This window comes from Sedimentibacter sp. LTW-03 (genome assembly GCF_052059825.1).
Lineage (GTDB): Bacteria > Bacillota > Clostridia > Tissierellales > Sedimentibacteraceae > Sedimentibacter.
Genome location: NZ_CP197180.1, coordinates 20,940 through 46,720, shown reverse-complemented (window position 1 = coordinate 46,720; position 25,781 = coordinate 20,940). Strand labels below are relative to the sequence as shown.

The following is a 25,781-nucleotide window of genomic DNA, read 5'->3' as shown; positions in this document are numbered from 1 at the left end:
TTACCGCAAGGCTCTTCTCTAAATAATTGTTAACAACCTCATGGCTTCATCTCTATGTTAATCGTTTTTAGATATTTCTATAATAAGCACAGCTATGTCATACCGGTAACTACTCTGTCGTTTCCGCTCAAATCCTTACTGCCTTCAATTGTTTTAAATATATTTGTACGATTTAAAATTTCTGTAACCTTTTGTTTTTGATCATACCCGATTTCTACAAAAAGCATTGCATTTTCTCCACGTATTTTATCAAACACTCTTATTATCTGCCTGTAATAGTCAAGCCCATCTTTTCCTCCGTCGAGAGCCAGCTTAGGCTCATACACAGAAACTTCTTCGGGAAGTGTCCTTATTATTTCTCTTTCTATATACGGTGGGTTAGATACAACAATATCATACTTTTTGCAGGCATCAAAATTAAAAATATCCGCTTTTAATGCCCTTACATTAGTAAGTCCATGTCTTTTTATATTAATACTTACCGTTTCAATTGCCGTATCACTGATATCCATTGCTGTAATATCTGCATTTTTAAGGTAGTATCCCAAGCTTACAGCAATTGCACCGCTTCCTGTACCTATATCAAGAATGTTTATATTTTTATTCTTCAGTTGCCCAGTATTAATAGTATCAATTATTTTTTCAACCAATACTTCTGTATCGGGTCTAGGTACGAGAACACCTTTTTGCACATAAAAATCCAGTCCCATAAATTCCTGAGAATTAGTCATATATTGAAGAGGATATCCCGAATTCCTTTTTTCAACCATATCGTAAAACTTTTCTGCAGTAATATCATCAACTTCTTTATTCCTGTTAACATGCAAATAAATCTTATCCTGCTTAAGCAGATGAGATAAGATTAGCTGCACATCAAGAAAAGGATTGTTAAATTCCCTTTGCCTAATAATTTTAATTCCGTCTTTCAACAATTTTTCAATTGTTACCATGTATCATCTTCTCCGTTTTCCGGGATAACTCTTTCCATAGCTTTTATAGCCACTTCCATCATAGAATCATCCGGCTCCTTGGTAGTAATTTTTTGTATCTGAAAACCCGGATAAGTTATAATTTTTGTAAACATGTTATCACTTTCGCATCTTCCCACATATCTGTTAAGCTCATACGATAACCCAGCTATGACAGGAAGCATTGAAATTCTAACAACAAGCCTCATTAGAGGATTGGGCCATCCAAAAAATGAAAATACCAGTATGCTTATCAGCATGACATTTATCATAAAGCTGGTTCCGCATCTCGGATGAAGTGTAGAATATTTTCTTACATTCTCTACTGTCAATTCCTCACCGTGCTCATAGCAGTGTATGGTTTTGTGCTCCGCACCGTGATACATAAAAACTCTTTTTATGTCATTAAGCTTAGATACAGCATACACATAACCTACAAACATCAGAACCCTTATCAAGCCTTCAATCAAGTTCAACAAAAGTGTATTTTTTACCACATTTTTCAGTACATTTGTCAGCAGTGTCGGACCTAAAATGAATATGACCACAGAAAATATCAATGCTACTGCAACTGATACATAAATTACTGCAGTATCTGCCTTATCCTTAAATACTTTTCTTATAAATTTATCAAGAGCATCCTCTTCATAATCTTCACCGTAAAATTCAGCTGAATACATAAGCTCTTTCACTCCGCTTACAAGAGAGTCAATGAGCACAAAGCTTCCTCTTATTATAGGAAGTTTAAAGAATTTATGCTTAAATAACTGTTTTATTTCACTTTCTTTTATTTCAATCTCACCATCAGGTTTTCTCACTGCAGTTGCAAGTTTTCCGGGACCCTTCATCATTATTCCTTCAATGAGAGCCTGACCGCCTATGCTGGTCTTTTTGACCTCTTTTTTTACTATATCGCTCATTTTGTCCCCTTTTCATATACATTCAATGTATTATACAATTAATCCTCAAATTCTTCAAGTTTTTGTTTTTCTGCTAGATATTGCTTTAAAATCATATTGCCGGCACATTGCAACTACATTTACTGCAAATTACATCTATAAATCCGAATATGAACAACAAAAATACAAGCTTTGTAATTATAAATCACAAAGCTTAATCTTTCTTTAATTCACTTCAAGAATTTCGTATTCTACAACACCGCCCGGAGATGAAACATTAATCTTTGTTCCTTTCTTTTTTCCAAGCAGCTCTGATCCAAGGGGCGATAAATTAGAAATTTTCCCTGCCACAGGATCTGCCTCTGTTGCTCCTACAATGTTATAATCTAGAATTTCATCAAATTCAATATCTCTTAGTTTAACTTTGCTGCCAATCTGGATTATATCTTTTGTTTTTTCGTTGTGCTTAACAACCTTTGCATTTTTTATAGTATATTCGAGAACGATTATTCTGGACTCATTTTTATTCTGTTCTTCTTTGGATTCATGATATTCGGCATTTTCACTTAAATCGCCTTCTTTCATGGCTCCTTTTATTCTTTCTGAAATTTCATATCTCAATTTTGTTTTTCTGTTTTCAAGCTCGTCAAGAAGTTCTTGGTAGCCTTCTTCTGTAACCAGTATTTCTTTATTTTCCATTTTCCCACCTATGCCCATTGCTATTAATTTAAATTTTACTATACATTATATACTAAAAACAAAAAATTTCAATACTAATTTTTTAATCAACAGGATATTTTTTGTAGTTTCTTAAAAAGCCATACAAATAAAGCTTTAATACAATTGTCCTGCAAAAACATATCTTAAAACACAAAAAAGCCGGTTAAAGACAGTCCGCCATAAAATAGTATACCAACATATGCATATGGGCACTGCCAAGTAAAATATCTAAGGAAACAAGCACTATTTACAGTATCCATTAGATATAAGAGGATACTCATGATGACAGCATATGGAATATAGCATTTTTTATTTGGGCTTCTAGGGCTGTGTAATTCAGCTTGTCATGTGGAAAAGAGGATTTTTCCCGGCATAATGCGTCCACCAATATACAAGAAGCATAAACCTTTTCGGGAAGGTTATTAGAGAGAATATTATTTTTGTTTAATATATCAACAATTCCATACACATACTTATTTTCAAAATCACAAAAATGCTGATTAATTTTTTCATCTTCTATCATTACCATTCTCAATTGAGCTAAAGCCTGATTTGATGTTGCATACACTTCAATATATATTGAAATCCATCTCTCGATAAAAATTGAAAGATTAAATGGTTGTTGCATGTCTTCTAATTTTTCAAATAAAGCATTTGAAAAAGAATTAAGATATTGTTCAAAGGCGGTAATGTATATGTCGCGCTTATCCCTGAAATAGCTGTATAGCGCGCCGGTCGATACATTAGCACGTTTTGCAATTTCAATTGTATTTGTTCCATGATAGCCCTTTTCGCAAAATAGCTCAAAACCAGCATCTGAGATTTTGTTCATTTTCTCAATTGAACGCTTTTGGATAGGCTTCCGTATTTCCTTCATTCACCTCACCTCAACACTAATTATATATTTATACAGACAGAAGGTCAATAGAATATGAAGTTTTATTCGTGTTCTATTGACGAAATCTCACATTGGTGCTATTATTAAAACACGAAGTTTTATTCGCGTTTTATATGGAGGGAATATAATGGATTTATTTGAATTGGCAAAAGCACGCTGTACCACGCGCGGATTTACAGACCAAAGCATTTCAAAATTTGATTTAGAAAGAATTCTGTCTGTTGGGCATGTTGCACCTACGGCCTGCAATCAACAGCCACAACGAATCATAGTTGTTCAAACCCCAAATAATCTATGTAAGGTTCAGAAAGCATATAAAATATTTGGCTCACGTTGTGTTCTAATTGTATGCCGAGATACAAGAAATGAGCTGATACGTCCATTTGATCAGAAATGTTCAGGAGATTTAGATATCGGTATTATTTGCGATCACATGATGCTGGCAGCTAGAGAGTTAAACATTGGAAGTGTGATGGTTGGCTTGTTTGACCCGAATGTAATACGAAAGGAATTTAATATTCCAGGATACATAGAACCTACTGCATTGCTAATCTTGGGATATCCCAAAAAAGGGTTTCTGAATCCTGAACGCCATGCAACCGAAAGGAAACCACTTTCAAACACCATAATGTATGAAAAATATGTAGACTGTACTAATTCGCAAATGTGATGATTTGTTAAATGGAACGAGTTTACTTACCGTAGTTTAGCAATCGAACACTTAGAATGAAATTGTACATCTAGTCATTGCCAAGCGGCGGTTTTCCTGCTTTGGCTTCAAATCAAAAAGACACAGCTGCTTTACTGCTGTGTCTTTTTGATCGAACATATTGATGGTATTTATTCAGTTCTGATTTTATATATTCTTATAGAACTTTGTAAATCCATCCTTCCGGAGCTTTAATATCTCCCATCTGAATATTGTATAAAGTTTCATATAATTTCTTTGTAACAGGTCCTACTTCTGTTTCACTGTGGAATACGTGAAGTTTTCCTTTGTACTCAATGCCGCCTATTGGAGTAATAACAGCTGCAGTTCCGCACGCACCTGCTTCTTTAAAATTGTCAAGTTCATCTATAAATACATCTTCTTCTATTGCTTCCATTCCTAAGTATTCCCTGGAAACCTGCATAAGTGATATTCTGGTGATACTCGGCAGTATTGATGAAGATTTTGGTGTCACAAATTTATTATCCTTTGTAATTCCAAAAAAGTTTGCAGCTCCAACTTCATCAATTTTAGTATGTGTTGCAGGGTCAAGATAAATACAATCAGCAAATCCATTTTTTGCTGCATCATTATGTGAATGAAGACTTGCCGCATAGTTTCCGCCAACCTTGATTTTTCCGGTTCCGTTAGGTGCAGCTCTGTCCTCGTCTGTTGTAGTAAAGTTAACAGGACTCATGCCTCCTTTGAAGTAAGGTCCAACCGGCATTCCGAAAATTCCGAATATATATTCTTCTGCAGGCTTTACACCTATATTGTCACCAACACCGATCACAAACGGTCTTAAATAAAATGTTGCACCTGAGCCATACGGAGGTACCCACGCCTCATTTGCCTTTACAACCTGCATACATGCATCTACAAATTTTTCTACAGGAACCTTAGGCATCATTATTTTCTCGCAGCTCGTCTGCATTCTCTTTGCATTTTCATCAGGTCTAAAAAGCTGAATTCCACCATCTTTTGTACCGTAAGCTTTCAGCCCCTCAAAACACTCCTGTCCGTAATGCAAGCATGTAGAACCTTCGCTTATTGATATTTTATTATCTTCAACAAGTTGTCCCTCATCCCAGCTTCCGTCTTTCCAGCGTGAAATATATCTTTTATCAGTCTTGATATAATTAAACCCCAGTTCAGACCACTTAATATCTTTTTTAGTCATTTGTTTATACCTCCTTTGTAATATAATTACAAACTAGTATACCCCTTGTGGACATGTTTTTCAAGCAATAAAATGTATAAACATAGAAAAAAACTGCTTCTCACCAAGAAGCAGTTTTTTATATTTTAAGCAATTTTCGTCAAATAATTTCCCGGGTAATTAAATTCCAAGCTCGGACTTAACTTCTTTAAACGCATTAATTGCAAAATCCAAATCGTCTTTGGAATGAGCTGCAGAAATCTGTGTCCTTATTCTCGCTTTTCCCTTTGGAACAACAGGATAATAGAATCCTATAGCATACACTCCCTTTTCCAGCAATTTTTCAGCCATTTTTTGAGAAAGCACAGCATCTCCAAGCATGATTGGAACTATAGGATGTTCGCTGTCGATTATTTCAAGTCCTATTTTTTTGATTTCCTGCCTGAAGTACTTTGTATTTTCCTCCAGCTTATCTCTGTACTGTGTACTTTCACTAAGCATCTCAAGAACTTTCAGCGACGCTCCCGCAATCGCCGGCGCCAATGTATTTGAAAACAAATACGGCCTCGAACGCTGTCTCAGCAAATCTATTATTTCTTTTCTTCCGCTTGTATATCCACCGGATGCTCCTCCCAGAGCCTTACCTAAAGTTCCTGTTATAATATCGACTCTTCCTACTACATCTCTGTACTCATGAGTTCCTCTTCCCTTTTCGCCCACAAATCCCACAGCATGACTGTCATCAACCATTACCAGAGCATTGTATTTATCCGCCAAATCACAGATTCCTTTTAAATCAGCAACTATTCCGTCCATGGAGAACACTCCGTCTGTTGCGATAAGTTTCATGCGTGCTCCGTCTTTATCAGCCTGCATAAGCTGTTCTTCCAACGACTTCATATTGTTGTTTTTGTATCTGTATTTTTTTGCCTTGGCGAGTCTAACACCATCGATAATGCTAGCATGATTTAATTCATCACTTATTATTGCATCTTTATCCGTTGTTATTGTTTCAAATAAGCCGCCGTTTGCGTCAAATGCTGAAGAATACAAAATTGTATCTTCAGTTTTAAGAAATTCACTTAGTTTTTGCTCCAGCTGCTTATGTATCCCCTGTGTTCCGCATATAAATCTAACAGAAGATAATCCATAGCCCCATGAATCATAGGCCTGTTTGGCCGCTTCAATAACATCCTTGTTATCCGAAAGCCCCAGGTAATTGTTTGCGCACATATTCAATACGCCTTCCACCATGGTTGTGTCTATTCTGCTTCTTTGAGGAGTTGTAATAATTCTCTCTTCCTTCCAAAGCCCGCTGTCCTTGATTTCTTGTAAAATGTCAGTATAAATTTGTTTTGATTCCTTATACATATTTCACCTCTGAATATTTATTTTTTCTCAGTCCAGTCCAGAATAACCTTTCCTGACTTTCCGCTTATCATGGCTTCAAAGCCTTTTTCAAACTCAGTGTAATGATATCTATGAGTTATAATTGGCGATATATCAAGTCCCGCCTTAATCATAGCCTGCATTTTGTACCATGTTTCAAACATTTCCCTTCCGTAAATTCCTTTTATGTGAAGTCCGTTAAATACTACCTTGTTCCAGTCAATTGCCGTGTTTGTGTCCTGAAGTCCAAGCATTGCAATTTTGCCTCCGTGAGACATGTTATCAATAATTTGATTGAGTGCCACGTGATTACCCGACATCTCCATTCCCACATCAAATCCTTCTTTCATACCCAATTCACTCATTACATCACTCAGCTTTTCTTTAGCTGTGTTGACGGTTCTGAAATTCCCCATTTTAGCAGCCAGCTGAAGCCTGCTGTCATTAATATCAGTTATAACTATGAATCTCGCTCCGGCAAATTTTGAAATAGCTGCTGCCATAACACCTATTGGACCTGCGCCCGTAATAAGCACATCTTCTCCCAGAACATCAAATGAGAGGGCTGTATGAGCAGCATTGCCGAACGGATCAAAAATGCTGTATAATTCTTCCGGGAGTGATTTATCACAAAGCCAAATGTTAGTTGCAGGCAGTGTTACATATTCGGAGAAAATTCCTGTTCTGTTAACACCCACCCCCATTGTATCCTTGCACAGATGCCTTCTTCCCGCAAGACAGTTTCTGCATTTGCCGCATACTATATGACCTTCTCCCGATACCAAATCACCTGCGTACAAATCTTTAACACCTTTGCCTACTTCTACAATTTCACCTACAAACTCATGACCGATTGTCATAGGAACCGGTATTGTATCTTGAGCCCATTTATTCCACTCATAAATGTGAACATCTGTTCCACATATTGAGGTTTTATGAAGTTTCACAAGAACTTCCCCTTCTTTGGGAGTAGGAACATCAACTTGTTCAAGCCATAAACCTTTTTCTTTGTATTTCTTTACAAGCGCATCCATTTTAGCCATATACTTACCCTCCTAATAATAAAAAAACGTAACCATATCAAATAAATGATACTTCAAATTTGTTTCCATGTCAAGAGCCTGATTAGCAATTTGTATACAATTCATAAACAGTATTTAGACATATTACAACATATTTATTTTCGTAATAATAAAAAAACTCGGTATTTATCCACCCAGCATACTCTTTTCAGTCTATATGAGACCTATATAATATATTTAATGCTTTGGACAAATACCAAGTATCTACCACAAAATTTTTTTTAGTTTAAACCTTAAATAGTCGCTCGAAACACAGTGAACAGAAATGTCATTAATAATACCCTCCCTGACATTTTTGTGCCCTTCTTCTCCATGAAGATGGCCATATATGCACACTTCGGCTCCGTACTCCTTAATTATATTAAAAAAATCGTTTGGAATGCCGTTAGAATCAAATGGAGGAAAATGCAGCATAACTATTTTTACGCCCTTGCTTTTTTTTGTCGCATCAAGAGAAATCTTAAGCCTGTTCATTTCTCTCATATAAATTTTTTCGTTTGAAATATCCTCCTGATGATCTTTTAATGTATCCCATCCTCTAGTTCCGCAAATAACAGCTCCGTCAAATTCATAACTGTTATTCTTTAAAAACTTGATTGTTTTCAATCCAAGGCCGTCCAATTTGCTGGCAGTAGCCCACCAATAATCATGATTTCCCTTGCCTATAATTTTAGTTCCCGGCAGTCCGTCTATTTTTTCCAAGTCCTCAACTGCCTCATCAAGCTTTGTTGCCCAAGAAATATCACCCGGAACCAAAACAAGATCCTCACAGCTGACGGTTTTTACCCAGTCATCAATGATTTTATTTTCATGGTTAATCCAATTGTCTCCAAAAATATTCATTGGTTTTTCATTTTTACTGTCAAAATGCAAATCAGCTATTGCAAAAATTTTCATATAATTTCCTTATAATTTTATGTAATTAAACTTAATATTCATTTGCTTAGTAAGTTCTGCCTCACGTTCCTGGCAAGTAAAAAGTATAATCTGTCTTCTTTCACTTTCCTTTGCAAGCATTTCAAGTGAGTTTTTAAGCCTTCTCGTATCATACTGAACAAAACTGTCATCAAATATTAGCGGAATGTTTTGGTTGCCGCTTAAAATATTCCCTAAACCTATGCGAAGTGACAGATACATCTGATCAAGCGTACCTCCACTCAGGCTTTCAAGCTCTATTCTCCTGTCTTTATTATCTTCCTCAACAACAGCGATATTCATATTTTCGTCAATAAGTACTTCGCTGTACCTGCCTCCGGTTAAATATGAGAAATTGTCACTTATGGACTTCCTAAGCAAAGGCATAAAATCTCCCTTAATAGAATCGGATATTTTTATAATTCTGTCCGCCGCAACTTCAACAACTTTTATTTTCTGTTTAAATGCATTAATTTTATTTTCGTAAAAGTCAATTTCTTCCTCTACTTCCGCGAGATTTCTTGCATTACTCTCAATTTCATCAATTTCTTTAACTATATTGTCGACACTTTCCAACAGCTTTGATTTTTCATTTTCCAGCTTATATATGTTAAGCTGGTATTCTTTCTTTTCGATCTTTTTAATTTCATAACTTTCAACATTTTTTGTTCTGCTTTTTAAGTCCTCAAAATCTTCGTCAACAAGTATCTTTTTAAGTATACTTTCCTTATAATCCTTATTATTTAGCAATTCGGTATATTTCTCGCTGTATTCCACCGCTTCTCTGAATGCTTCCAAATCTTCCATCGCATTACTTTCAAGTATTATTTCTAATCTTTTTTCTTCAAACTTAATTTCTTTCTCAAACTTAGCAAGTTTCTGATTCAATTGTTCTATTGATTCACTTAATTCTAATATGGCTTCCTTTACAGAGCCCACTCTTGCATAAGCATTGTTCACTTCTTTTATATTTTCGGCGGATACTTCTTTTATATTCAATTTCGCAAGAATTTCCAAAAGGCTTTTCTCTAAATCATTCTTCTCCTGGATTGATGCATTTAATGACTCTGTATCGTAGCTGATAAGCCTGTTTTTTTCTTCATACATGCCTTTTTCTTTGTTAAGCTTATTGTATCGTTCTGTCATTTCATCAAAATCATCGCATCCTTCCTGATCGACAATTTCCTGTTTTTCTTCTTCCATCCTGTTCAGAGAAATTGTATAGTCAGCAAATTCGCACTCCATACTGTCAATTTCATTCTTTGCGCTCTTTATTCTGTTTAGTACCGGTTTTGCAGTCAAAATGAATATAATTGCTATAAGTGCCGTCGCTGCAGCAGCGGAAATATTTACGGACTCATTCAGTACATAGTATCGGTCAATAAAGTCCTTTATGTAAGTACTGTATTCAAAGCTTGCCCACCATACGCCTCCAATTGCAGCCGACGCAATAATAAACAATAAAATCAAAGTTCCTGATTTTAATGATTTGTAGCTTTTCATTTTTTCATAATTGCTTTTGTCCAGAAAGATATTGGCAGCTTCCATTTTCCTGTTAATTTCTTCTACTTCACCGTAACTTCGTATGAAGCGATCTATTTCTTCTATGTTTATGCTACTGATGCTTTGTTTTCCCGCATCTATTTTCAACTTCAGGTCGTTTATTTTGGAAGTATTGTTTTTATAGTTTGCATAATCAATATTAATCTTGTCAATATCAAATTGCTCATCTATCTTATTGCAAATATCTGCTTTAAGATTATCCAATTTTTCTTTTTTTTCTGCAAGCTCATCTTCAAGACTTCTTCTCTGGCTGTACATTAAATTTAATGCACTTTCAATTTTAACCGCCTCTTTAAAATCAGCATCAGAATAATTCTTCAGTTCTTCCTCAGAAAAGTGCGATAGCTTATCATTTATGTCATTCAGTTCATTTTGGACAGGCTCTGCTCTTAAGAACTTGTCCTTGTCTATTGAAAGTTCATACTCCGCAATCTGCCTGTTAAGCTCCTGTATACGTATATCAAGCTCTTGTATTTTGCTTCCCGTCTTTTTCTTTTCCATAGCGAGAAACATAACCTGACGTTTAGCGTTTATTGAGTTTTCTCTTGAATTTTTAAGTTCGTTTAATCTCAACGAATATTGACCGAGAAGAGTTTTATCGTTATTTTCATCTCCGGCTTCTTCCTTAACACTGTTCAGTCTGTGAAGTATTCTCTCCAAAGAAATAGTTTCATCTCTTGTCTTGCTCAAATTGATTATTTTGTTTTTTAGTTCGCCAGCCAGCTCCTTTTCAGTCTTGTTTCCCAGCTGCCTCACACTGACAGTATTTCTGAATGAAATTTTATTCATATTGAAAAAGTGTTCACCGGGGCTAGTTATTGTTTTTTCCTGCATTTCAGAATCGTCAGTCGACTTATTGAAAACCTGTGTTGTTCCCAAAAGAAAATCTCTTGCAACAAGATACTTTTCTCCACTTAAGTCCCTTAGTCCCAAAGACCCTTTGTATAGATTGCTGTCCCACGGCTTATATTTATCGTACCTGGCGAACCCTAGTTCATCTTCGTCAAACCCGTAAAGAGCAGCTTCTATAAAATTATGCACCGTACTTTTACCCGCTTCATTTTCACCATATATAATATTGAATTTATTCTCAAAGTACAGCCGTTTGTATACAAATTTTCCAAATGCTCTTAAATGCAATTTATTTATATACATGCTAATTTACCACCTTTTCTTTGCGCAGAACATCAAGACCGAGTTTGAATGCCTGCTGCTCAATTTTGTCATTCTGATTTTCGAACTGCATCTTATAACTTTCGACTATGTTGAATTCATTGTGTTCATACACTTTATCTTCTGGATTTTTATAAATATAGTTTTCTTCAAATTCTATGTAATAAAAAAATTGCTTCGCTTCATCCTCAATTTCTTCCATAGATACATCTGTATTCACAGTTCCTGAAAGTTCAATTTTAACATAATCCTTAATATTCGAAAATGTATCACCAGAAAATTTGATTAAATCTAATATTTTGTTGAAACTGTAGCTGACATCTAACTCTATGGGACGCGTAATAAATCTTCTTTTTGCCATTGGACAAATATTGTATTCCGTATTCTTTTTTTCAAGAGTTCCTTTAACAATACCATGCTCTTCTGTTTCGTCAAACCCAAGCGGTTCTGGACTTCCGCAATAAACTGCGTTGGATCTTGATGCAATGAAGTTGTGTTTCCCTCCCAGAGCACAATAATCAAATTTATTTTTTATTATATCTATATTTACCGGAAGCAGTTTTGATTCTGTTTCTATATCGCAACACAGCAACAGCACATTAATTTTATCCTCATCAACAGAAATATCATATACCGCCTGAGTTTTATGGTTATACTCATGGTTGTCCCAGCTCATGGAATAGATGCACACATTAGTATCGCTGAAATTAATCTTTTCAATAGATTCCGTATTCTTTACAATATATACATTTTTCGGCCACTGAGCATATTCATACATGCTATTAATATTGTATGGATCACTTTTGCCGCATGTTATTATAACTCTTGTATCAGGAATCGACCCAAATTTCTGCGATATGCGCTTAATGCTTTTGAAATCAATGTATTCACCTTCAGTCAAATCTCCTGCAATAAACAAATATTCAGTTTTTTCAAGCTTCGCTGTTTTTACTATTTCTTCAAAAGTATCCCAAATTTCCTGTCTTCTCTTTTTCCGTTCCTTTAAACTAAAATTAGTAATTTCGAATTTTTTCCCTAAATGTATGTCTGACGTATGAATAAATTTAATTTTCATGGGTGCTCCCCTTATCCGATGTTTTTTGTCCGCAGTCAGAATACGTCTGACTGTTATGTCAAGGCTTTTTTACTAAATCTTCTTCCACATTATTCTATCACAGAAAATTCTTTCATTCAATAATTTATATACTCCTTTATTAAGTACGCGGCTTCAATAGCTATTTAATCGGCAAATATAAGGAGATACCATGATTAGGCATCAACACTGTGATACGCAATATACAATTGGTTTATTCTAAAAAGCATAAGCACACTGAAGCAATTCATCTTGAAATTTGAATAAAAAAACAAGACTTTTCACTTTTTGCGAAATATCTTGTTACTTAATATAATTCTAGTATTTATAAATTTATTTAAATAATTTTTTATATATTTTCATTTAAATTAATGTAATAAATCATACGATCTTTAATATTCGTAATATGCTTTTTCATACAAGCTTCAGACAATAAGATATCCTGTTTTTTAATTTGTTCATATAATTCCTTGTGTTCAACTAATACATCAGGTATCGTCTTTTCAAATGTTGTGGCATTTAAATATCGTCTGCAGTTATCTACTATCATTGATAATTGACTTTCCAAATATGAATTACTACTTATTCTGGCAATTGTTTCATGAAATTCCGAATCTAGTGTTAAAAATTCTTGATTATTTTTATTTTTCCTTTTACATGTTAATTCTGTTTTATATAGAATATACTCTAATTGCTTTAAGTCATCTTCTGTTCTTAATTCCGCAGCTAATTTAACCGAATAACATTCCAACAATTCGCGGACATTTAACAAATCTGTTGCTTCTTTTTGTGACAAGCTTTTAACAAACGTTCCTTTTCCTGGTATCATTTCAATCAAACCATCGTTTATCAAACTATTTAGCGCTGTTCTTATGGGAGTTCTAGATACCCCCAATTGCTCTGAAATACTTTCTACAGTTATTAATTCACCTGGTTTTAGCTCAAGTTGAATAATTGCTTTTTTTAATATTTCATAGGTTTTTTCAGACAATGTACCAGTTGTCTTTATCTGAGGCAGTTGCAACATAATGTATCATCCTTTCTCGCTCTTTTATACATATTTCTCTTTAATTAATAGGCCTCATAGAGTTGAGCAAAACAGCCTATTGAGTATAGCTCTTAATACTCTGCAATTCTAAATTATACACTCTTGGAAGATGGTATTATAAATTGAAAGGTCAGCAGAATGACCAATTAAAGAAAGTTCTTTAAGACTTGATAGCCTTGAAATCAACAAAGTTTATATAGCAGCTATATGCTCATATTTTAGAAATACTGTAGCAAGCGTTCTGCAAAAAGTCAAGGGTTTAACCCATCTTTTGCCTAATGATAGCAGACAAACAACTTTCAGACTCTGTTTCACCCAGATGAAGCAACCCTGCATATAAAATGTCCAATTACACATATACTCAATTATACATTTGCATTCGTTTACAGTCAAGCAAAATGGGAGCTGCAGCAAAACAAAAATAGCTGCAGCTCCTTATTTATTATTTATTTACTCTATTTTCAGGTTCTTGTCCATTTAATACGCGAATTGCTTCTTCACATGCTCTTCTTCTCAATTCTTCAAACGAATCTCTAGTAAAGAAAGCTGCGTGCGGTGTAATTATAAGATTATCTAGTGTAAATAATTCATTTTCAACTGGTAAAGGTTCAGTCTCCGTTACATCTATTGCAGCTCCTGCTATAACTTTATTTTTTAATGCTTCATATAAATCTTTTTCTTTGATAAGTGGGCCTCTGCCAGTATTAATAACAAATGCAGTCGGTTTCATCTTTTTAAACACTTCCAGATTAAACATATGTTTTGTTTCAGGCGTTAGAGGAGTGTTTATAGACATTACGTCAGCTTCTCTTACAACAGTATCAAAGTCAACCAGTTCTACTCCCATCTCTTCAGCCACCTTTGGATCAACATATGGATCTGTTGCAATAATTCTGAACCCAAATGGCTTTGCCTTTTTAGCAACTAACTTTGCAATTCTTCCAAATCCAAATATACCAAGAGTTTGTGTTGAAAATCTTCTCATCGGAGGAAAACCGGTAACTGTATGAACACTTTGAATATCCCAAATGCCTTTTCTTGTATGTTCATTATAAGTATTTGTATGTCTTAATATTGTCATCATAAGAGCAAGGGTATAATCAGATACTTCCTGTATACTATAGTCTGGTATATTGCAAACTGCGATTTCTTTTTTCTTAGCAGTTGCCAAATCAATGGTATCATATCCTATGCCTTGTCTTACAATAACCTTGCATTTATTCATGGATTCTATTATATCTTTAGTAATTTTTTTATCCGCGGTAATAACTGCATCTGCATCAACTACTTCTTTTAAAAATGTTTCATTATCATCATTAGGTACAAATTTTAATTGAAAGCTTGCTTTTTCTATTAATTCCTTTTCATAAGCAGGATCGGTTATTAATACGCTGCTTACAACAATCTTTTTACTCATTTTATTTTCTCCTTCTATTCGTGCAGTAATTTTGTTATAAATAAGTCTATAAACAACGGAGCTTTATAGAATAAGTCTTCTTTATTAACTCTTTCAGTATATTTGTGCAAATCTACTCCCCAAGGCCCTATATTTATAACTGGCATTGACACATCTTTAATTTCTTCTAATGGAATATAATAAACATCTTTCCACATAAGCATGTTGTTTTCTATATAGTCAATATCTCTTTGCTCTGATACGAACATTGCGTAGCTTAAGTCAGATATTCCCGTATAATAATTTTGCACTACAATTTCTTCATTAAAATTATCTTTAGAATATTCTTTTAATTGTTCTATAATTTCATTAATCTTTTTTGACTTCTCGCCAAGCATCATATTATTTGTACTTGGATAATATGGTGGAGTAAGTGCTAAAATCACACATGGATTTAAGTCTTTCACATATTCCAGTGTTTTTTCAATTATAATGTTTGCAGCCTCTATTGTTGATACTTCATTATTATTGAATTTTTCTTTAACTTCTGCCATTACCTTAATATATGCCTCTTCAAATTCTTTTCCTGAATCTCTTAAAGCATCTTTATACAGCTCAGAATAGAATTTTACTTTTGGCTCCCAATTTAATCTTTGATACTCAAGTCCAGACATCTCAGTATATTTTTTGTAGCTTTCATTTAATTCTTCAACTACTGTTTCAAAAGCCTTAACGCTTATTTTCTTCAACTCTCCCATTAATTCCATAGGAGTTTTTTCCAATGGAAGAATACTCATGTAGCCGCATGTAGCCTTTGGTAAAGATACATCGTATACAGTCTTCCTATCCTTGTGATATAACCATGTAGGAGCAGGATTTGTTGTATTTCCTTTTCTTTCAAGAAAATTAGGATTCAATTCAGTTTTCCTGATTATTTCAGCAAGAATATTTATAGGGTTAATTCCTTGATAAACGTATCCTACATGAGTAAGCTTACCTCTAACATAGACTACAGGCATTATTTTACCTATTGAACCATCGTACCAAGTTGGTTTTGATTCATCATCGCGTTCATGCGGCTCACAATTTATCATTAGTTTATAATCTAAACCATATTTATCTTTTAATTCTTTTAATTTAAGTGCTCCAGCTCTCATACCAGCTGATAAATTTTCTTCATCTGGCACAGAGAGAAGAACAATATTACCCTTAAAGTTTTTATCTTTGCTGTATTCCTCTATTAATGAAAGCTGAATCGCTCCACCGCCCTTCATGTCGGCAACGCCACGACCAAATATCCATTTATCACTTAATAAATCTTCTTTCATTTTCTTAGGAAGCTCAATAGTAGTATTTTTGAATGCTTTTTCTACCTCGTACGGCTTTAAGCAAAACGGTTCAAAAACTCCATAATCCTTAGTTTCAACGCAATCATTGTGATGTATGAATACAATAGTGTCGTTACCTTGTCCTTTTAATAGGCACCATGAAACCTTTCTGCCTATGTAGTCACCAGGTATGTCATAGAAACCACAGTTCTCTGGATTTTCCTTAAAATATTCAACTTTATTAAACCAGTTCTCATAAAATTTCTCTATGTTTAATTCCAATTTGGAATTAGTATCACTTCTTGTACCTACAAAATCTAATAAATTTGTTTCAATTGTATTTTTTAAATTATTTATATTAATAGTCATTTAATGCACCCCGCTTATTTAAATTATAGTTTACCCAAAGCTGTCTTAATTTTATCACACGCTTCAATAATATCCTCATAGGAACGGCAATATGCTAGTCTAACATGGCCTTTTCCATAATCACCAAATGATGTTCCCGGTACACCTACTACACCTGCTTCTTCCATTAAATAATTACAGAAGTCTTTTTCTGACATTCCGAATGATGTTATATCAGGGAAAGCATAAAAAGCACCTTTTGGTTTTATCATTTTTAATCCGTCAATCTTTGTAAAGGCTTCATATAAATAGTCACCTCTTCTTTTAAATTCCTTTACCATGCTGTCTATAAACTCGTCACCATTTTTAAAAGCTTCTACTGCACCCCATTGAGCAAATGCTGTTGCACAAGTTGAAAAATTTTGATGAACTTTATTTATATATTTTATAGCATTTGCTGATCCTAATACATAACCTATTCTCCAACCTGTCATTGAAAAAGATTTAGAAGTTGATTTAACTACTAAAGTTCTGTCCCTCATGTCTTCTAAAGTTGAAATAGAAACATGTTTTTCGCCATATATAAACTCATCATAACATTCATCAGATATAACAATTAAATCATTTGCTTTTGCTAAATCAGCAATTTTTTCTAAATTTTCCTTATTCAAAACATATCCTGCAGGATTGTTAGGGGAATTAATTAAAAGCATCTTTGTTTTAGGTGTAATTCTGTCTTTAATTCTATCTACATTTAATTCCCAATTTTCTGACATAAGTACAGGAACTTCTACTAACTTTACTCCCGCAATAATTGCCTGCTCTTTATATGCTGAAAAGTATGGGCTTGGACAAATGATTTCGTCACCCGGATTCATCATTGTAAGCATTATAACTCCAATAGCCTCGGCAGCTCCACTCGTTACACTTATTTCAGTTTCATAATCGTATTTTAATCCAAAGCGTCTTTCTTCCTTTTCTATAATAGCCTTTCTTAAAGGCTCTATCCCATTAATGTCAGTATAATGTACTTGCCCTTTATCTAATGCTAACTTTACTGCTTCCTTTGCAAAGTCAGGAGAATCAAAATCCGGCCGTCCTATTTCCATGTGTATTATTCTCTTACCTTGTTCTTCTAATCTGTTCGCCTTTGCAAAGATTTCATACAATCCTCCAAAAGGCATTGCTTCTAACCTGTCATTACAAGCTATCATTTTACTTCCTCCTAATTTTATTTATAGATTAATATTTTTGAAAATGCTATTTTATTAATTATTGTATACATGTATACATGGATATGTATACTAATGTTTTGCTAAGGAAGCTGTTGCTTATCAACATTAACATTAATTTCAGTATATTAATTACTTCACATGCACACAACTTATATACATAAGTTTCCATTTTCGTCAAAAGTAAATTCCTCTGGATCGCTTAAGATTTTTATATTAGGGTTAATTTTAGCTTCATCGAGATGAGCTTCAGAAATATAAATTTCATCTAATTGCAAAGAGTTTTTAATTCTAATAATTTTAGGATTATTCTTATCGCTGTCAACTGTAGTCCTAAGAGCAATTTGAATTGCTTCCTTATCTGACTTTAAAATCATTGGAATTTTGCTTCCTTTAATTGTTGTAGCTGTTATTGCATTTGGGTATGTCATTTCTAAATCTATCTTGTCGAAAAGCCTCTTTGTTATAGCATCAGCCCCTCCAATTCCAACAGCACTTCCATGACTTTCATCTGACAAATCAAGAACAACAACATTTTCAGCGCTTATACCTCCTGATGCATAAGGTGTTGCAAAAGTACCTGTTATATTTGGATCCATTCCATCCCCACTAAAGTTTTTCCCAATTTTATCAACTACTAAAACATCTGTTTTTTCAAAATAAATTTTTGGCATGTTTTTACGTGCCTCATTCAGCAATTCAGGCTCTTTTTCTTCAATTTCATCTGGACCCAAGGCCACTAAGCGCCTTGTTTCATCATATGGATTCTCTAAAATAGCAAGCCCGCATATTATGGGAGCATTAGCTATAATTGATTTCCCAAAAAGATATACATTTTTCTTCATATTTTTGAATCCTTTTTCATGGCACACCTCAGCACCATGCTGCTTGCCAAGCCCAATTGCCATCATTTTCATTAAACCACTTTCATAATTACCTCTAAAGCAAGTGTGTGGCTTTACCCTGCCGCATACTATGATTCCATCAGATTCTGCTGCATATCTGTCAATAAAAACACTTACACCTTCCTCATTTTTACATATTTCAATGGTTTCCATCGATGAATAAATTGGACATCCTATATATTTTTCAGTAACGCCATATCCTTCAATTAACTTCTTTTGGCCTTCTGCTGTAGCACCGCCGTGACTTCCCATTGCTGGTATAACAAAAGGCCTTGCCCCAACTTTCTTGCAATAATCCACTATGCTTTTTATAATCAAAGCTATATTGGAGATTCCGCGGCTTCCACAAGTTATACAGATCCTTTTGCCTTCAGAAATAGAATTATTAAATTTATCCTGACTAAGCAGCTTATCAACTTCAGAAGAAATATTAGATGTATCCAACTTTTCACAATTAAATATTTGTTGCACTTTCACCATTTTAGGTAGCTTTACATCCCTAGCTAATTTAGATACAACACTCATTGTTTTCTCCGTTTTATATATTCGTAAATCCAAATTACAAAAATTTTTAATTAATATCTCTATTGTATTGTTTTATCCACTTATTCAATAAATACATAGAAACTTCATATTCTTCAGTTATGTCTTTCTTTTTCATTCCGCCATAATACAATTGAACTACCCTATCTTTATAAACATCAGTATAGATAAATCTGTGTTTTGTATTTTTTGTTCCGTTCATATACATACCTCTAACAAATGAAAATTTTGGTTTGTTTTGTCAACGAAAAGCAGAGATCAGCAACTCTCCGCTTTCCAACTAACCATACATTATACAGCGCTTACCCTCTCATTAAATATACTAAAAACATTGAAATATCTGGGATAAATGTAATAAGTAACAGACAAACAACCATGGAAATCAGAAACGGAATTGCTGCCTTTGCTATATTTTCATATCGCATATTTGCAACTGCCGATGCTACGAACAAATTAGCCCCATACGGAGGAGTAACAAAACCTATTGCAAGTGCTACTGTCATAAAAATACCAAAATGAATAGGATCAACTCCCATTGATTTTACTAATGGTAAAAATACAGGTGTTAATATCAAGCATGAAGATATATTGTCAACAAAGCACCCAACGACTAAAAGGATTACAAGAATTAACAGTTTCATTACTATATCGCTGGAAATAGCAGATCCTAAGAACGCTCCAATTGTAACTGGTATCTGTTCAACAGAGAGATATGATGCAAATGCCATTGAAAAACCAATTGCAAGACCAGTCATACCATTTAAATCTGCAGTTGCTTTTAATGAATCAATCCAAATTTTCCATGTAAGTTCTTTGTATATAAATATACCGGCAAATAACGAATATACAATTGCCACTACAGATGCCTCTGTAGGCGTAAACACACCACCATAAATACCGCCAAGTATAATAACAGGAGCCATCAGAGCCCAGAAAGAATCTTTAAAAACTTTAAAGAAACTCAAATCTGATTTTTCTCTCTCTTTTCCCCTGTATCCTCGCTTTTTGCTTATGAAGTAAGCTACAGCTACTAATGCTATTCCAATCAATAGACCAGGAATAATTCCTGCAATAAATATGTCCCCTATTGAAGCTCCTGCCACAACTCCGTATACAACAAATGGTATACTTGGAGGAATAACCACCCCTATTGTGCCAGCAACGGCCGTAAGTCCTGTTGAAAAGCTCTTCTCATATCCCCTATTTTCCATTTCTGGGATCATAATAGAGCCTATAGCAGAAACTGTTGCAGGTCCCGAACCTGAAATGGCTGCAAAGAACATACATGACACAACATTTACAATTGCTAAGCCTCCAGTTATTTTACCGAAAGCATAGTCAGCTAAATTTACAATTCTCTTGGCAATTCCGCCTAAAGCCATTAGATTCCCTGCTAACATAAAGAACGGTATTGCCAGTAATGCAAAAGAATCAAGTCCGGCAAATACATTTTGACTAATCATAGATAATGGTATGTTAGTAAATTCTTTCATTATTATCAATGTAGCTAAGCCCAGCGATACACCTATCGGCAATGTTAAAGTAGCAAAAACCAATAAAAGGACAAATAATAATGCGGTTTCCATTATACTGCTACCTCCTCTTTTAATAATTTAATTAGATTCTGTACGAGTCTAATATTCATTAATGTAGCCCCTACCGGTATAGCCATATACGCATACACCATAGGAAGTTGCATTGCAGGAGACTTTTGGCCGAATGAAGCAATTCTCATTGCAACTTCATATCCTTGATAAATTACAAAGCATCCAAATGCAAACCAAATAACTATAACAACTACTTCTAGTATCCTATTTGCTTTAGCACTTAACAAATCTTTAAGCACTGTAACTCTTATATGTGTACCATTTTTTGTACAATAGCTGATGCCAATCCAAAGCTGCCATATAAATATGTATCTTGCAAGTTCTTCTGACCAAGTTAATGAATTTTTAAACACATAACGAAACACAACCTGCATAAAAAGCAATGCAACACTGAAGCAAAAGGATGGTAATAAAAATATTTCTTCAAAATTATTTAATATTTTTAAAAACTTTTTCAAGATATACACCTCAATTAAATTTTGCTCTCTGCCTTTGCAGAAGATTTGATTAATAAAATAATAGCTACAAGCTACATAAAGCTGTAGCTATTATAAAAAGATTAAATTTTTACTAGAATATTATTTTCCGTATTTTGCGTCAACTTCTCTTGCTGCATCTATAATTTCTTTTCCAGCTACAGCTTCCATTTCGTCATATACTACCATTGCAGCTTCTTTAAATTTTGCCTTTTCTTCATCAGAAACTTCGTAAACATCTACACCAGCTTTTTTAATTTCTTCTATTAGTTCATTTTCGGATTTAGTATTTTCAGCTCTCTGCCATTCTGTTGCTACTTGAGATGCTTCTGTAATTGCTTGCTGAATTTCAGGAGGAAGCCCTTGCCACCATTGCTCTGACACTATAACTGCTGTTGCTGCATAGTTTTGTTCCAAGCGTAAATAATACTTGATTGGTTCATAAAGCTTGTTTGTGTATGTTAGCACTACACCATTGTCATGACCTTCTACTGTTTTCTGCTGTAATGCAGTATAAAGTTCTGAAAATGCCATTGGAGTCGGATTAGATCCAAACGATTTAAACATGCTTAAATATATAGGAGATTCCATAACTCTCATCTTAACACCACTCATATCTTCTAAAGAGTTAATCTTTTTATCAACAGTAGCTATGTTTCTAAATGAATTTTCCATGTAAGTTATTACTCTCAATCCTTTACTTGGTAAATTTTTAGCTAGCATCTGCCCAAATTCACCATCCAACGCTGCATATGCTGTTTCCTTATTTCTAAAAAGAAATGGAAGTTCTGAAGCATTACATGCTGGATCAAAGTTTGCCACTACAGAAAGCGGTGCAACATCCGCCTCAAGTGTACCAAGCTGCATTGCTTCCAACAGCTGACGATCTCCACCCAAAACTCCGTTGTTATAAACTTCCACTTTAACTTTTCCATTAGTTCTTTTTTCAACTTCAGGTTTAAATACTTCATGCAACACTGCGCCGCTTGGAGAACTGTCTGGGACAGTAGTTGCTATCTTTAATACTATAGGTTCATCTGCGCTTATTTCTTGGCTTTCATTTTTTGTCTCCGAACCTGTTTTTGCATCTTGACTGCATGCAGCCAAAGAAAATACCATTGTAAGTGCGAGCAAAATTGATATTACTTTTTTCATGATAACCCTCCAAATATTTAAAATTTAAATTTATCAATTATAGTTTATAGTTATATATTATTAAACGTTTGTATATTAAATTTCCTCCTCCCTTCTGCAGCTTGTCCAATTAAATATATAACTTTTCTATTTGTAAATGTTTTCTTACTGCTTTTAAAAAAATATTTCATCTTTTAATTATAAATACACTTATTTATGACAACATTTTCATTAATTATAGTCCAGCTTAAATAATTTGTCAACAACAATTGTATACAAGTATACGTATATCTTTTATTTAACATATTCCATTTTTCAATTAAATGCTTATTTTTTAAGATTACGGGTTTAATATTTTATTATTTGTTTCAAATTACCATAATCATTGTGTACTTTATGTCAATCTTTTAGTTAAATAAAAATTTGCATATTTTTCCTTTAAATAGCCATTTAATTCTAAAATAAGTATTATTTAGGTTATTTTTTTAGTTTTTTAATGTATACTAATATGCATTTTATCAAATTTTTAAATATTTGCATAAAAAAATGTTTGCAAATTTATTTTATAAAACCTATAAAGTAAATTTGCAAACATTCAATTTAGATTCCAGCTATTCTAACTTCTATTTATTAAAGATAACACAATTCCATCCTTGATAACATTTAAATGTTCTTTCATATATTTTTCTGCCGCCATGCTGTCTCTTTTTTCAATTGCACCTAAAATGCTTCTATGTTCAGACACAGTCAATTTTATGCGGTTTATTATACAAGCATAATGGTTATAGCGGTAATAAAGCTCGTTGATTTTCATAATTTCATTTTTTAACAACTTGTTATGAGAGAACTCAGCAACTGCTAAGTGAAAACTTCTATCGATAATCATAAAATCTCTAGTATATACTTCCATATTTTGAGACATTAAATCTTGCATTTCTAGCATATCTTTAAGTTTTTCTATTTCACTATCAGTACAATTTAATGTTGCCAGCTTAACGGAAAGTAATTCTAAACTTTCTCTTACCTGAAATATTTCGAAATAGTTATCTATTGAAAGATCTGCGACAAAGGTGCTCTTATTAGGAGTAATTTCAACTAGTGATTCCATTGCAAGCCTCTGCAAGGCAGACCTAATAGGTGTACGACTAATACCAAGTAATTCACTTAAATCAGTCTCTGTAATAATTTCTTTCGGTTTTAATTCAAGAGTTAATATTAGCTCCTTTATAATGTCATAAGCCGTAACCGACAAATTATTACTATTTACCTTATTTTTTTTTATTTTAATATCAATCATAACCCCACCAATAAAATGTTTTCCTAAATTTTTATAAAATTTTAAAAATCCATATTATATTTATAATAATATAACATTAATTTATTCTATTGTCAATTAATGAGACCAATTGGAAAGTGTCAAGTTACTTTCGGAAAATAAAAACAATAAATCCCCTTAGTAAAATTAAGCACCACGAATAGACTTAAGAAATTCACTCATTTGTGTTCTTTTGCCTATATTAATAATTTCTAAATTATCAAGTGTCTCATTTATTGAAACATTTAATTTCTTTTTCACTACACGCTTATCAAGTTCTTTGATTTTTCTTTCTTTAATTTCTGATTGTTTCTTGAGTTTCATTAAATCATAAACCTTGCCACCGTTCTTCTTGTAAGCCCTTAATCGGGCCATTTGGTCAGCTCCAATTTCACTCCAACCCATAGGCCTAGAACTAAGTCTATTTGATAGGATATGGCTCACGTGTCCTTCTGCACTGCAGCCAACATAATCTAGGTTGTATTGATTTCTTATTCCTTCCCAGTTATTCATAATATATCTGCGTGATTCAAGTACTGATTTTCTTTTTCTTCCGGTTTCTGTACAATCTAATATTACCTCAAATAGATCATTTACCCATTCTTTCTTTCCCTTATTTACGTATCCCCACATTACAGGTGTTGTATAGGGTATGTGCGCTGTAGCTTGTTTTATATATTTTGATAAATGAAATCTATCTAACACATAGATGCTTTTGTCTATCCAATTTAAGCCATCTTTTATCCAATTAGCGCCATCTCCTGATAAATACACCTTTTCTATTTTATCTGTATCATAATATTTGTATATGTAGTCAGCTACTTCTAACCAAAGCTGTTCATTATTGTTGTTATATAACCCTGTAAAATATCTTGGATTTATCAGAGCATTTCTATTTTTACTTTCGCTTCTTAAACCTTCATGTACATAAATCAATTTCATCTGTTTGTTAGTTCCATCTTGCATTGCTACATGATCTTCATCTGCTTCTACATACAGGATTTTCAATTCCGATTTCTTATCTAACTTCTTTTTATAAACCGTCTTTTCTACAGCACTATTTTCTATTTTGTCTAGCTTTCTTATGTTGTTCAGCGTGATACTTAATCTTAACATAAAGGGCTATTCTTTTCTTGTTTTTTTCCTACAGTAATTTTACACTAAGAAAAACAGTGTTGATATGAAAAAGGATACAGAATGAATACAAGAATAGATGGAAAGACAGCAATTCTATTGGAGGAACAGCCTAATGTAAAAAGTGACTGATGAAGAACTAATCGTTGTTCAGGCATACAATGATGGAGGACGGGCTACAGCATATAATTTGCTGCGTAGTCAATATGGGATAAAGAATCCCTACTTCGTAATGAAAAGAATCGAGAAGAATCCAAAATTCGTGTACAACAATGAAAATGACCGCTATCTGCTGCATGACGAATCACAGACTGACGATGTTTTCATGAGCATGGAGAAACTCTGCTCCCCAATGGCTTCACAGCATTCTAATTTACCATAAAAAACGCCAATTGATAGGCGTCCTGCTGAAATGAAAAAACTTATCCATGACCTGCTGGGAGATCGCCTATTGGAGCTTAGCAGATACATTACATTGGAATCATCATCAAGGTCAATGATAATTGACCAGACTTCATTAAAAAGAGATGGATATCAAATCAGTATGTACTAGCATGTGGGTCAATTCTAAGTGTGAACAACAGAAATCACAACTAAATCTGATCCACCTAGTTCAAATCTAAGATGGGTCAAATTTAAGTGAAAAAGCGGGTCAATTTTACTTGACAATCAACAGTTTATCACGCTTGGCTTTACCGGTGATAAATAGAAAATTGGGCAATCAATTTTTGACCGCCCAATCACCGT

At 33.8% G+C, this 25,781-nt stretch carries 24 protein-coding genes; 3 read left to right on the top strand and 21 right to left on the bottom strand.

What is annotated here, in order from left to right; all coding sequences use genetic code 11:
- Positions 1 to 92 precede the first annotated feature (92 nt).
- From prmC to ACS3UD_RS00200, 4 genes are all read right to left on the bottom strand, one after another.
- Complete coding sequence (gene prmC, locus ACS3UD_RS00215) at positions 93 to 950, bottom strand: peptide chain release factor N(5)-glutamine methyltransferase (RefSeq protein ID WP_308138338.1); 858 nt, start codon at positions 948 to 950, stop codon at positions 93 to 95.
- On the bottom strand, positions 944 to 1,888 hold the full coding sequence (locus ACS3UD_RS00210; protein WP_308138339.1) for a DUF1385 domain-containing protein: 945 nt from the start codon (positions 1,886 to 1,888) through the stop codon (positions 944 to 946). The genes prmC and ACS3UD_RS00210 overlap by 7 nt, the downstream gene beginning before the upstream one ends.
- A 204-nt stretch (positions 1,889 to 2,092) precedes the next feature.
- Positions 2,093 to 2,566, bottom strand: a complete 474-nt coding sequence (gene greA, locus ACS3UD_RS00205) for a transcription elongation factor GreA (RefSeq protein WP_308138340.1) — start codon at positions 2,564 to 2,566, stop codon at positions 2,093 to 2,095.
- A gap of 298 nt (positions 2,567 to 2,864) precedes the next feature.
- A complete protein-coding gene (locus ACS3UD_RS00200) occupies positions 2,865 to 3,464 on the bottom strand; it encodes a TetR/AcrR family transcriptional regulator (RefSeq protein ID WP_308138341.1) in 600 nt (199 codons plus the stop codon).
- A gap of 148 nt (positions 3,465 to 3,612) precedes the next feature.
- Between ACS3UD_RS00200 and ACS3UD_RS00195 the strand changes: the two genes are divergently transcribed.
- Positions 3,613 to 4,155: a nitroreductase family protein gene (locus ACS3UD_RS00195; RefSeq protein WP_308138342.1), complete on the top strand. Its 543-nt coding sequence runs from the start codon at positions 3,613 to 3,615 to the stop codon at positions 4,153 to 4,155.
- Positions 4,156 to 4,351: 196 nt separating this feature from the next.
- Here the strand turns inward: ACS3UD_RS00195 and ACS3UD_RS00190 are convergent, their stop codons facing one another.
- From ACS3UD_RS00190 to ACS3UD_RS00110, 17 genes are all read right to left on the bottom strand, one after another.
- Complete coding sequence (locus ACS3UD_RS00190; RefSeq protein WP_308140139.1) at positions 4,352 to 5,398, bottom strand: branched-chain amino acid aminotransferase; 1,047 nt, start codon at positions 5,396 to 5,398, stop codon at positions 4,352 to 4,354.
- 135 nt (positions 5,399 to 5,533) lie between these two features.
- Positions 5,534 to 6,724, bottom strand: a complete 1,191-nt coding sequence (locus tag ACS3UD_RS00185) for a glycine C-acetyltransferase (protein WP_308138343.1) — start codon at positions 6,722 to 6,724, stop codon at positions 5,534 to 5,536.
- Positions 6,725 to 6,741: 17 nt separating this feature from the next.
- Positions 6,742 to 7,776: an L-threonine 3-dehydrogenase gene (tdh, locus tag ACS3UD_RS00180; protein ID WP_308140140.1), complete on the bottom strand. Its 1,035-nt coding sequence runs from the start codon at positions 7,774 to 7,776 to the stop codon at positions 6,742 to 6,744.
- 252 nt (positions 7,777 to 8,028) lie between these two features.
- Positions 8,029 to 8,721 (bottom strand): metallophosphoesterase, encoded by a 693-nt coding sequence (locus ACS3UD_RS00175; protein ID WP_308138344.1) that lies wholly within the window; start codon positions 8,719 to 8,721, stop codon positions 8,029 to 8,031.
- A 9-nt stretch (positions 8,722 to 8,730) separates the two neighbouring features.
- On the bottom strand, positions 8,731 to 11,457 hold the full coding sequence (locus tag ACS3UD_RS00170) for an ATP-binding protein (RefSeq protein WP_308138345.1): 2,727 nt from the start codon (positions 11,455 to 11,457) through the stop codon (positions 8,731 to 8,733).
- Between the two features lies 1 nt (position 11,458).
- Positions 11,459 to 12,550 carry a metallophosphoesterase family protein gene (locus ACS3UD_RS00165; protein ID WP_308138346.1) on the bottom strand — a complete coding sequence of 364 codons (1,092 nt, stop codon included), beginning with the start codon at positions 12,548 to 12,550 and terminating at the stop codon, positions 11,459 to 11,461.
- Between the two features lie 367 nt (positions 12,551 to 12,917).
- A complete protein-coding gene (locus ACS3UD_RS00160; protein WP_308138347.1) occupies positions 12,918 to 13,595 on the bottom strand; it encodes a GntR family transcriptional regulator in 678 nt (225 codons plus the stop codon).
- 463 nt (positions 13,596 to 14,058) lie between these two features.
- Positions 14,059 to 15,033 carry a C-terminal binding protein gene (locus ACS3UD_RS00155; protein ID WP_308138348.1) on the bottom strand — a complete coding sequence of 325 codons (975 nt, stop codon included), beginning with the start codon at positions 15,031 to 15,033 and terminating at the stop codon, positions 14,059 to 14,061.
- A 14-nt stretch (positions 15,034 to 15,047) separates the two neighbouring features.
- Positions 15,048 to 16,709, bottom strand: coding sequence for a M20/M25/M40 family metallo-hydrolase (locus ACS3UD_RS00150; protein WP_308138349.1), 1,662 nt, complete (start codon positions 16,707 to 16,709; stop codon positions 15,048 to 15,050).
- Between the two features lie 23 nt (positions 16,710 to 16,732).
- Positions 16,733 to 17,902, bottom strand: a complete 1,170-nt coding sequence (locus ACS3UD_RS00145; RefSeq protein WP_308138350.1) for a pyridoxal phosphate-dependent aminotransferase — start codon at positions 17,900 to 17,902, stop codon at positions 16,733 to 16,735.
- 170 nt (positions 17,903 to 18,072) lie between these two features.
- Positions 18,073 to 19,350 (bottom strand): lactate racemase domain-containing protein, encoded by a 1,278-nt coding sequence (locus ACS3UD_RS00140; protein ID WP_308138351.1) that lies wholly within the window; start codon positions 19,348 to 19,350, stop codon positions 18,073 to 18,075.
- Between the two features lie 46 nt (positions 19,351 to 19,396).
- Entirely contained in the window at positions 19,397 to 19,570 is a 174-nt protein-coding gene (locus ACS3UD_RS00135) for a hypothetical protein (protein ID WP_308138352.1), read from the bottom strand.
- Positions 19,571 to 19,670: 100 nt separating this feature from the next.
- Positions 19,671 to 20,954, bottom strand: coding sequence for a TRAP transporter large permease (locus ACS3UD_RS00130; protein ID WP_308138353.1), 1,284 nt, complete (start codon positions 20,952 to 20,954; stop codon positions 19,671 to 19,673).
- Positions 20,954 to 21,433, bottom strand: a complete 480-nt coding sequence (locus ACS3UD_RS00125; protein ID WP_308138354.1) for a TRAP transporter small permease — start codon at positions 21,431 to 21,433, stop codon at positions 20,954 to 20,956. Before ACS3UD_RS00125 ends, ACS3UD_RS00130 begins: the two co-directional genes overlap by 1 nt.
- Positions 21,434 to 21,553: 120 nt before the next feature.
- The gene (locus ACS3UD_RS00120; RefSeq protein ID WP_308138355.1) at positions 21,554 to 22,606 is read right to left on the bottom strand and encodes a TRAP transporter substrate-binding protein; all 1,053 of its coding nucleotides are present in this window, start codon (positions 22,604 to 22,606) and stop codon (positions 21,554 to 21,556) included.
- A 595-nt stretch (positions 22,607 to 23,201) separates the two neighbouring features.
- On the bottom strand, positions 23,202 to 23,882 hold the full coding sequence (locus ACS3UD_RS00115; RefSeq protein ID WP_308138356.1) for a GntR family transcriptional regulator: 681 nt from the start codon (positions 23,880 to 23,882) through the stop codon (positions 23,202 to 23,204).
- Positions 23,883 to 24,047: 165 nt separating this feature from the next.
- On the bottom strand, positions 24,048 to 25,016 hold the full coding sequence (locus ACS3UD_RS00110) for an ISLre2 family transposase (RefSeq protein ID WP_308138357.1): 969 nt from the start codon (positions 25,014 to 25,016) through the stop codon (positions 24,048 to 24,050).
- Positions 25,017 to 25,158: 142 nt separating this feature from the next.
- On the opposite strand from ACS3UD_RS00110, the gene ACS3UD_RS00105 reads away from it, so the two are divergent.
- Positions 25,159 to 25,416 (top strand): hypothetical protein, encoded by a 258-nt coding sequence (locus ACS3UD_RS00105; protein ID WP_308138358.1) that lies wholly within the window; start codon positions 25,159 to 25,161, stop codon positions 25,414 to 25,416.
- Between the two features lie 30 nt (positions 25,417 to 25,446).
- Positions 25,447 to 25,587: a hypothetical protein gene (locus tag ACS3UD_RS00100; RefSeq protein WP_308138359.1), complete on the top strand. Its 141-nt coding sequence runs from the start codon at positions 25,447 to 25,449 to the stop codon at positions 25,585 to 25,587.
- Positions 25,588 to 25,781 lie beyond the last annotated feature (194 nt).

Bases quoted from the DNA above. Each gene is read 5' to 3' on its own strand.
- prmC (WP_308138338.1), bottom strand. From the start codon at position 950: ATGGTAACAATTGAAAAATTGTTGAAAGACGGAATTAAAATTATTAGG.
- ACS3UD_RS00210 (WP_308138339.1), bottom strand. From the start codon at position 1,888: ATGAGCGATATAGTAAAAAAAGAGGTCAAAAAGACCAGCATAGGCGGT.
- greA (WP_308138340.1), bottom strand. From the start codon at position 2,566: ATGGAAAATAAAGAAATACTGGTTACAGAAGAAGGCTACCAAGAACTT.
- ACS3UD_RS00200 (WP_308138341.1), bottom strand. From the start codon at position 3,464: ATGAAGGAAATACGGAAGCCTATCCAAAAGCGTTCAATTGAGAAAATG.
- ACS3UD_RS00195 (WP_308138342.1), top strand. From the start codon at position 3,613: ATGGATTTATTTGAATTGGCAAAAGCACGCTGTACCACGCGCGGATTT.
- ACS3UD_RS00185 (WP_308138343.1), bottom strand. From the start codon at position 6,724: ATGTATAAGGAATCAAAACAAATTTATACTGACATTTTACAAGAAATC.
- tdh (WP_308140140.1), bottom strand. From the start codon at position 7,776: ATGGATGCGCTTGTAAAGAAATACAAAGAAAAAGGTTTATGGCTTGAA.
- ACS3UD_RS00175 (WP_308138344.1), bottom strand. From the start codon at position 8,721: ATGAAAATTTTTGCAATAGCTGATTTGCATTTTGACAGTAAAAATGAA.
- ACS3UD_RS00170 (WP_308138345.1), bottom strand. From the start codon at position 11,457: ATGTATATAAATAAATTGCATTTAAGAGCATTTGGAAAATTTGTATAC.
- ACS3UD_RS00165 (WP_308138346.1), bottom strand. From the start codon at position 12,550: ATGAAAATTAAATTTATTCATACGTCAGACATACATTTAGGGAAAAAA.
- ACS3UD_RS00160 (WP_308138347.1), bottom strand. From the start codon at position 13,595: ATGTTGCAACTGCCTCAGATAAAGACAACTGGTACATTGTCTGAAAAA.
- ACS3UD_RS00155 (WP_308138348.1), bottom strand. From the start codon at position 15,033: ATGAGTAAAAAGATTGTTGTAAGCAGCGTATTAATAACCGATCCTGCT.
- ACS3UD_RS00150 (WP_308138349.1), bottom strand. From the start codon at position 16,709: ATGACTATTAATATAAATAATTTAAAAAATACAATTGAAACAAATTTA.
- ACS3UD_RS00145 (WP_308138350.1), bottom strand. From the start codon at position 17,902: ATGATAGCTTGTAATGACAGGTTAGAAGCAATGCCTTTTGGAGGATTG.
- ACS3UD_RS00140 (WP_308138351.1), bottom strand. From the start codon at position 19,350: ATGAGTGTTGTATCTAAATTAGCTAGGGATGTAAAGCTACCTAAAATG.
- ACS3UD_RS00135 (WP_308138352.1), bottom strand. From the start codon at position 19,570: ATGAACGGAACAAAAAATACAAAACACAGATTTATCTATACTGATGTT.
- ACS3UD_RS00130 (WP_308138353.1), bottom strand. From the start codon at position 20,954: ATGGAAACCGCATTATTATTTGTCCTTTTATTGGTTTTTGCTACTTTA.
- ACS3UD_RS00120 (WP_308138355.1), bottom strand. From the start codon at position 22,606: ATGAAAAAAGTAATATCAATTTTGCTCGCACTTACAATGGTATTTTCT.
- ACS3UD_RS00115 (WP_308138356.1), bottom strand. From the start codon at position 23,882: ATGATTGATATTAAAATAAAAAAAAATAAGGTAAATAGTAATAATTTG.
- ACS3UD_RS00110 (WP_308138357.1), bottom strand. From the start codon at position 25,016: ATGTTAAGATTAAGTATCACGCTGAACAACATAAGAAAGCTAGACAAA.
- ACS3UD_RS00100 (WP_308138359.1), top strand. From the start codon at position 25,447: ATGAAAAAACTTATCCATGACCTGCTGGGAGATCGCCTATTGGAGCTT.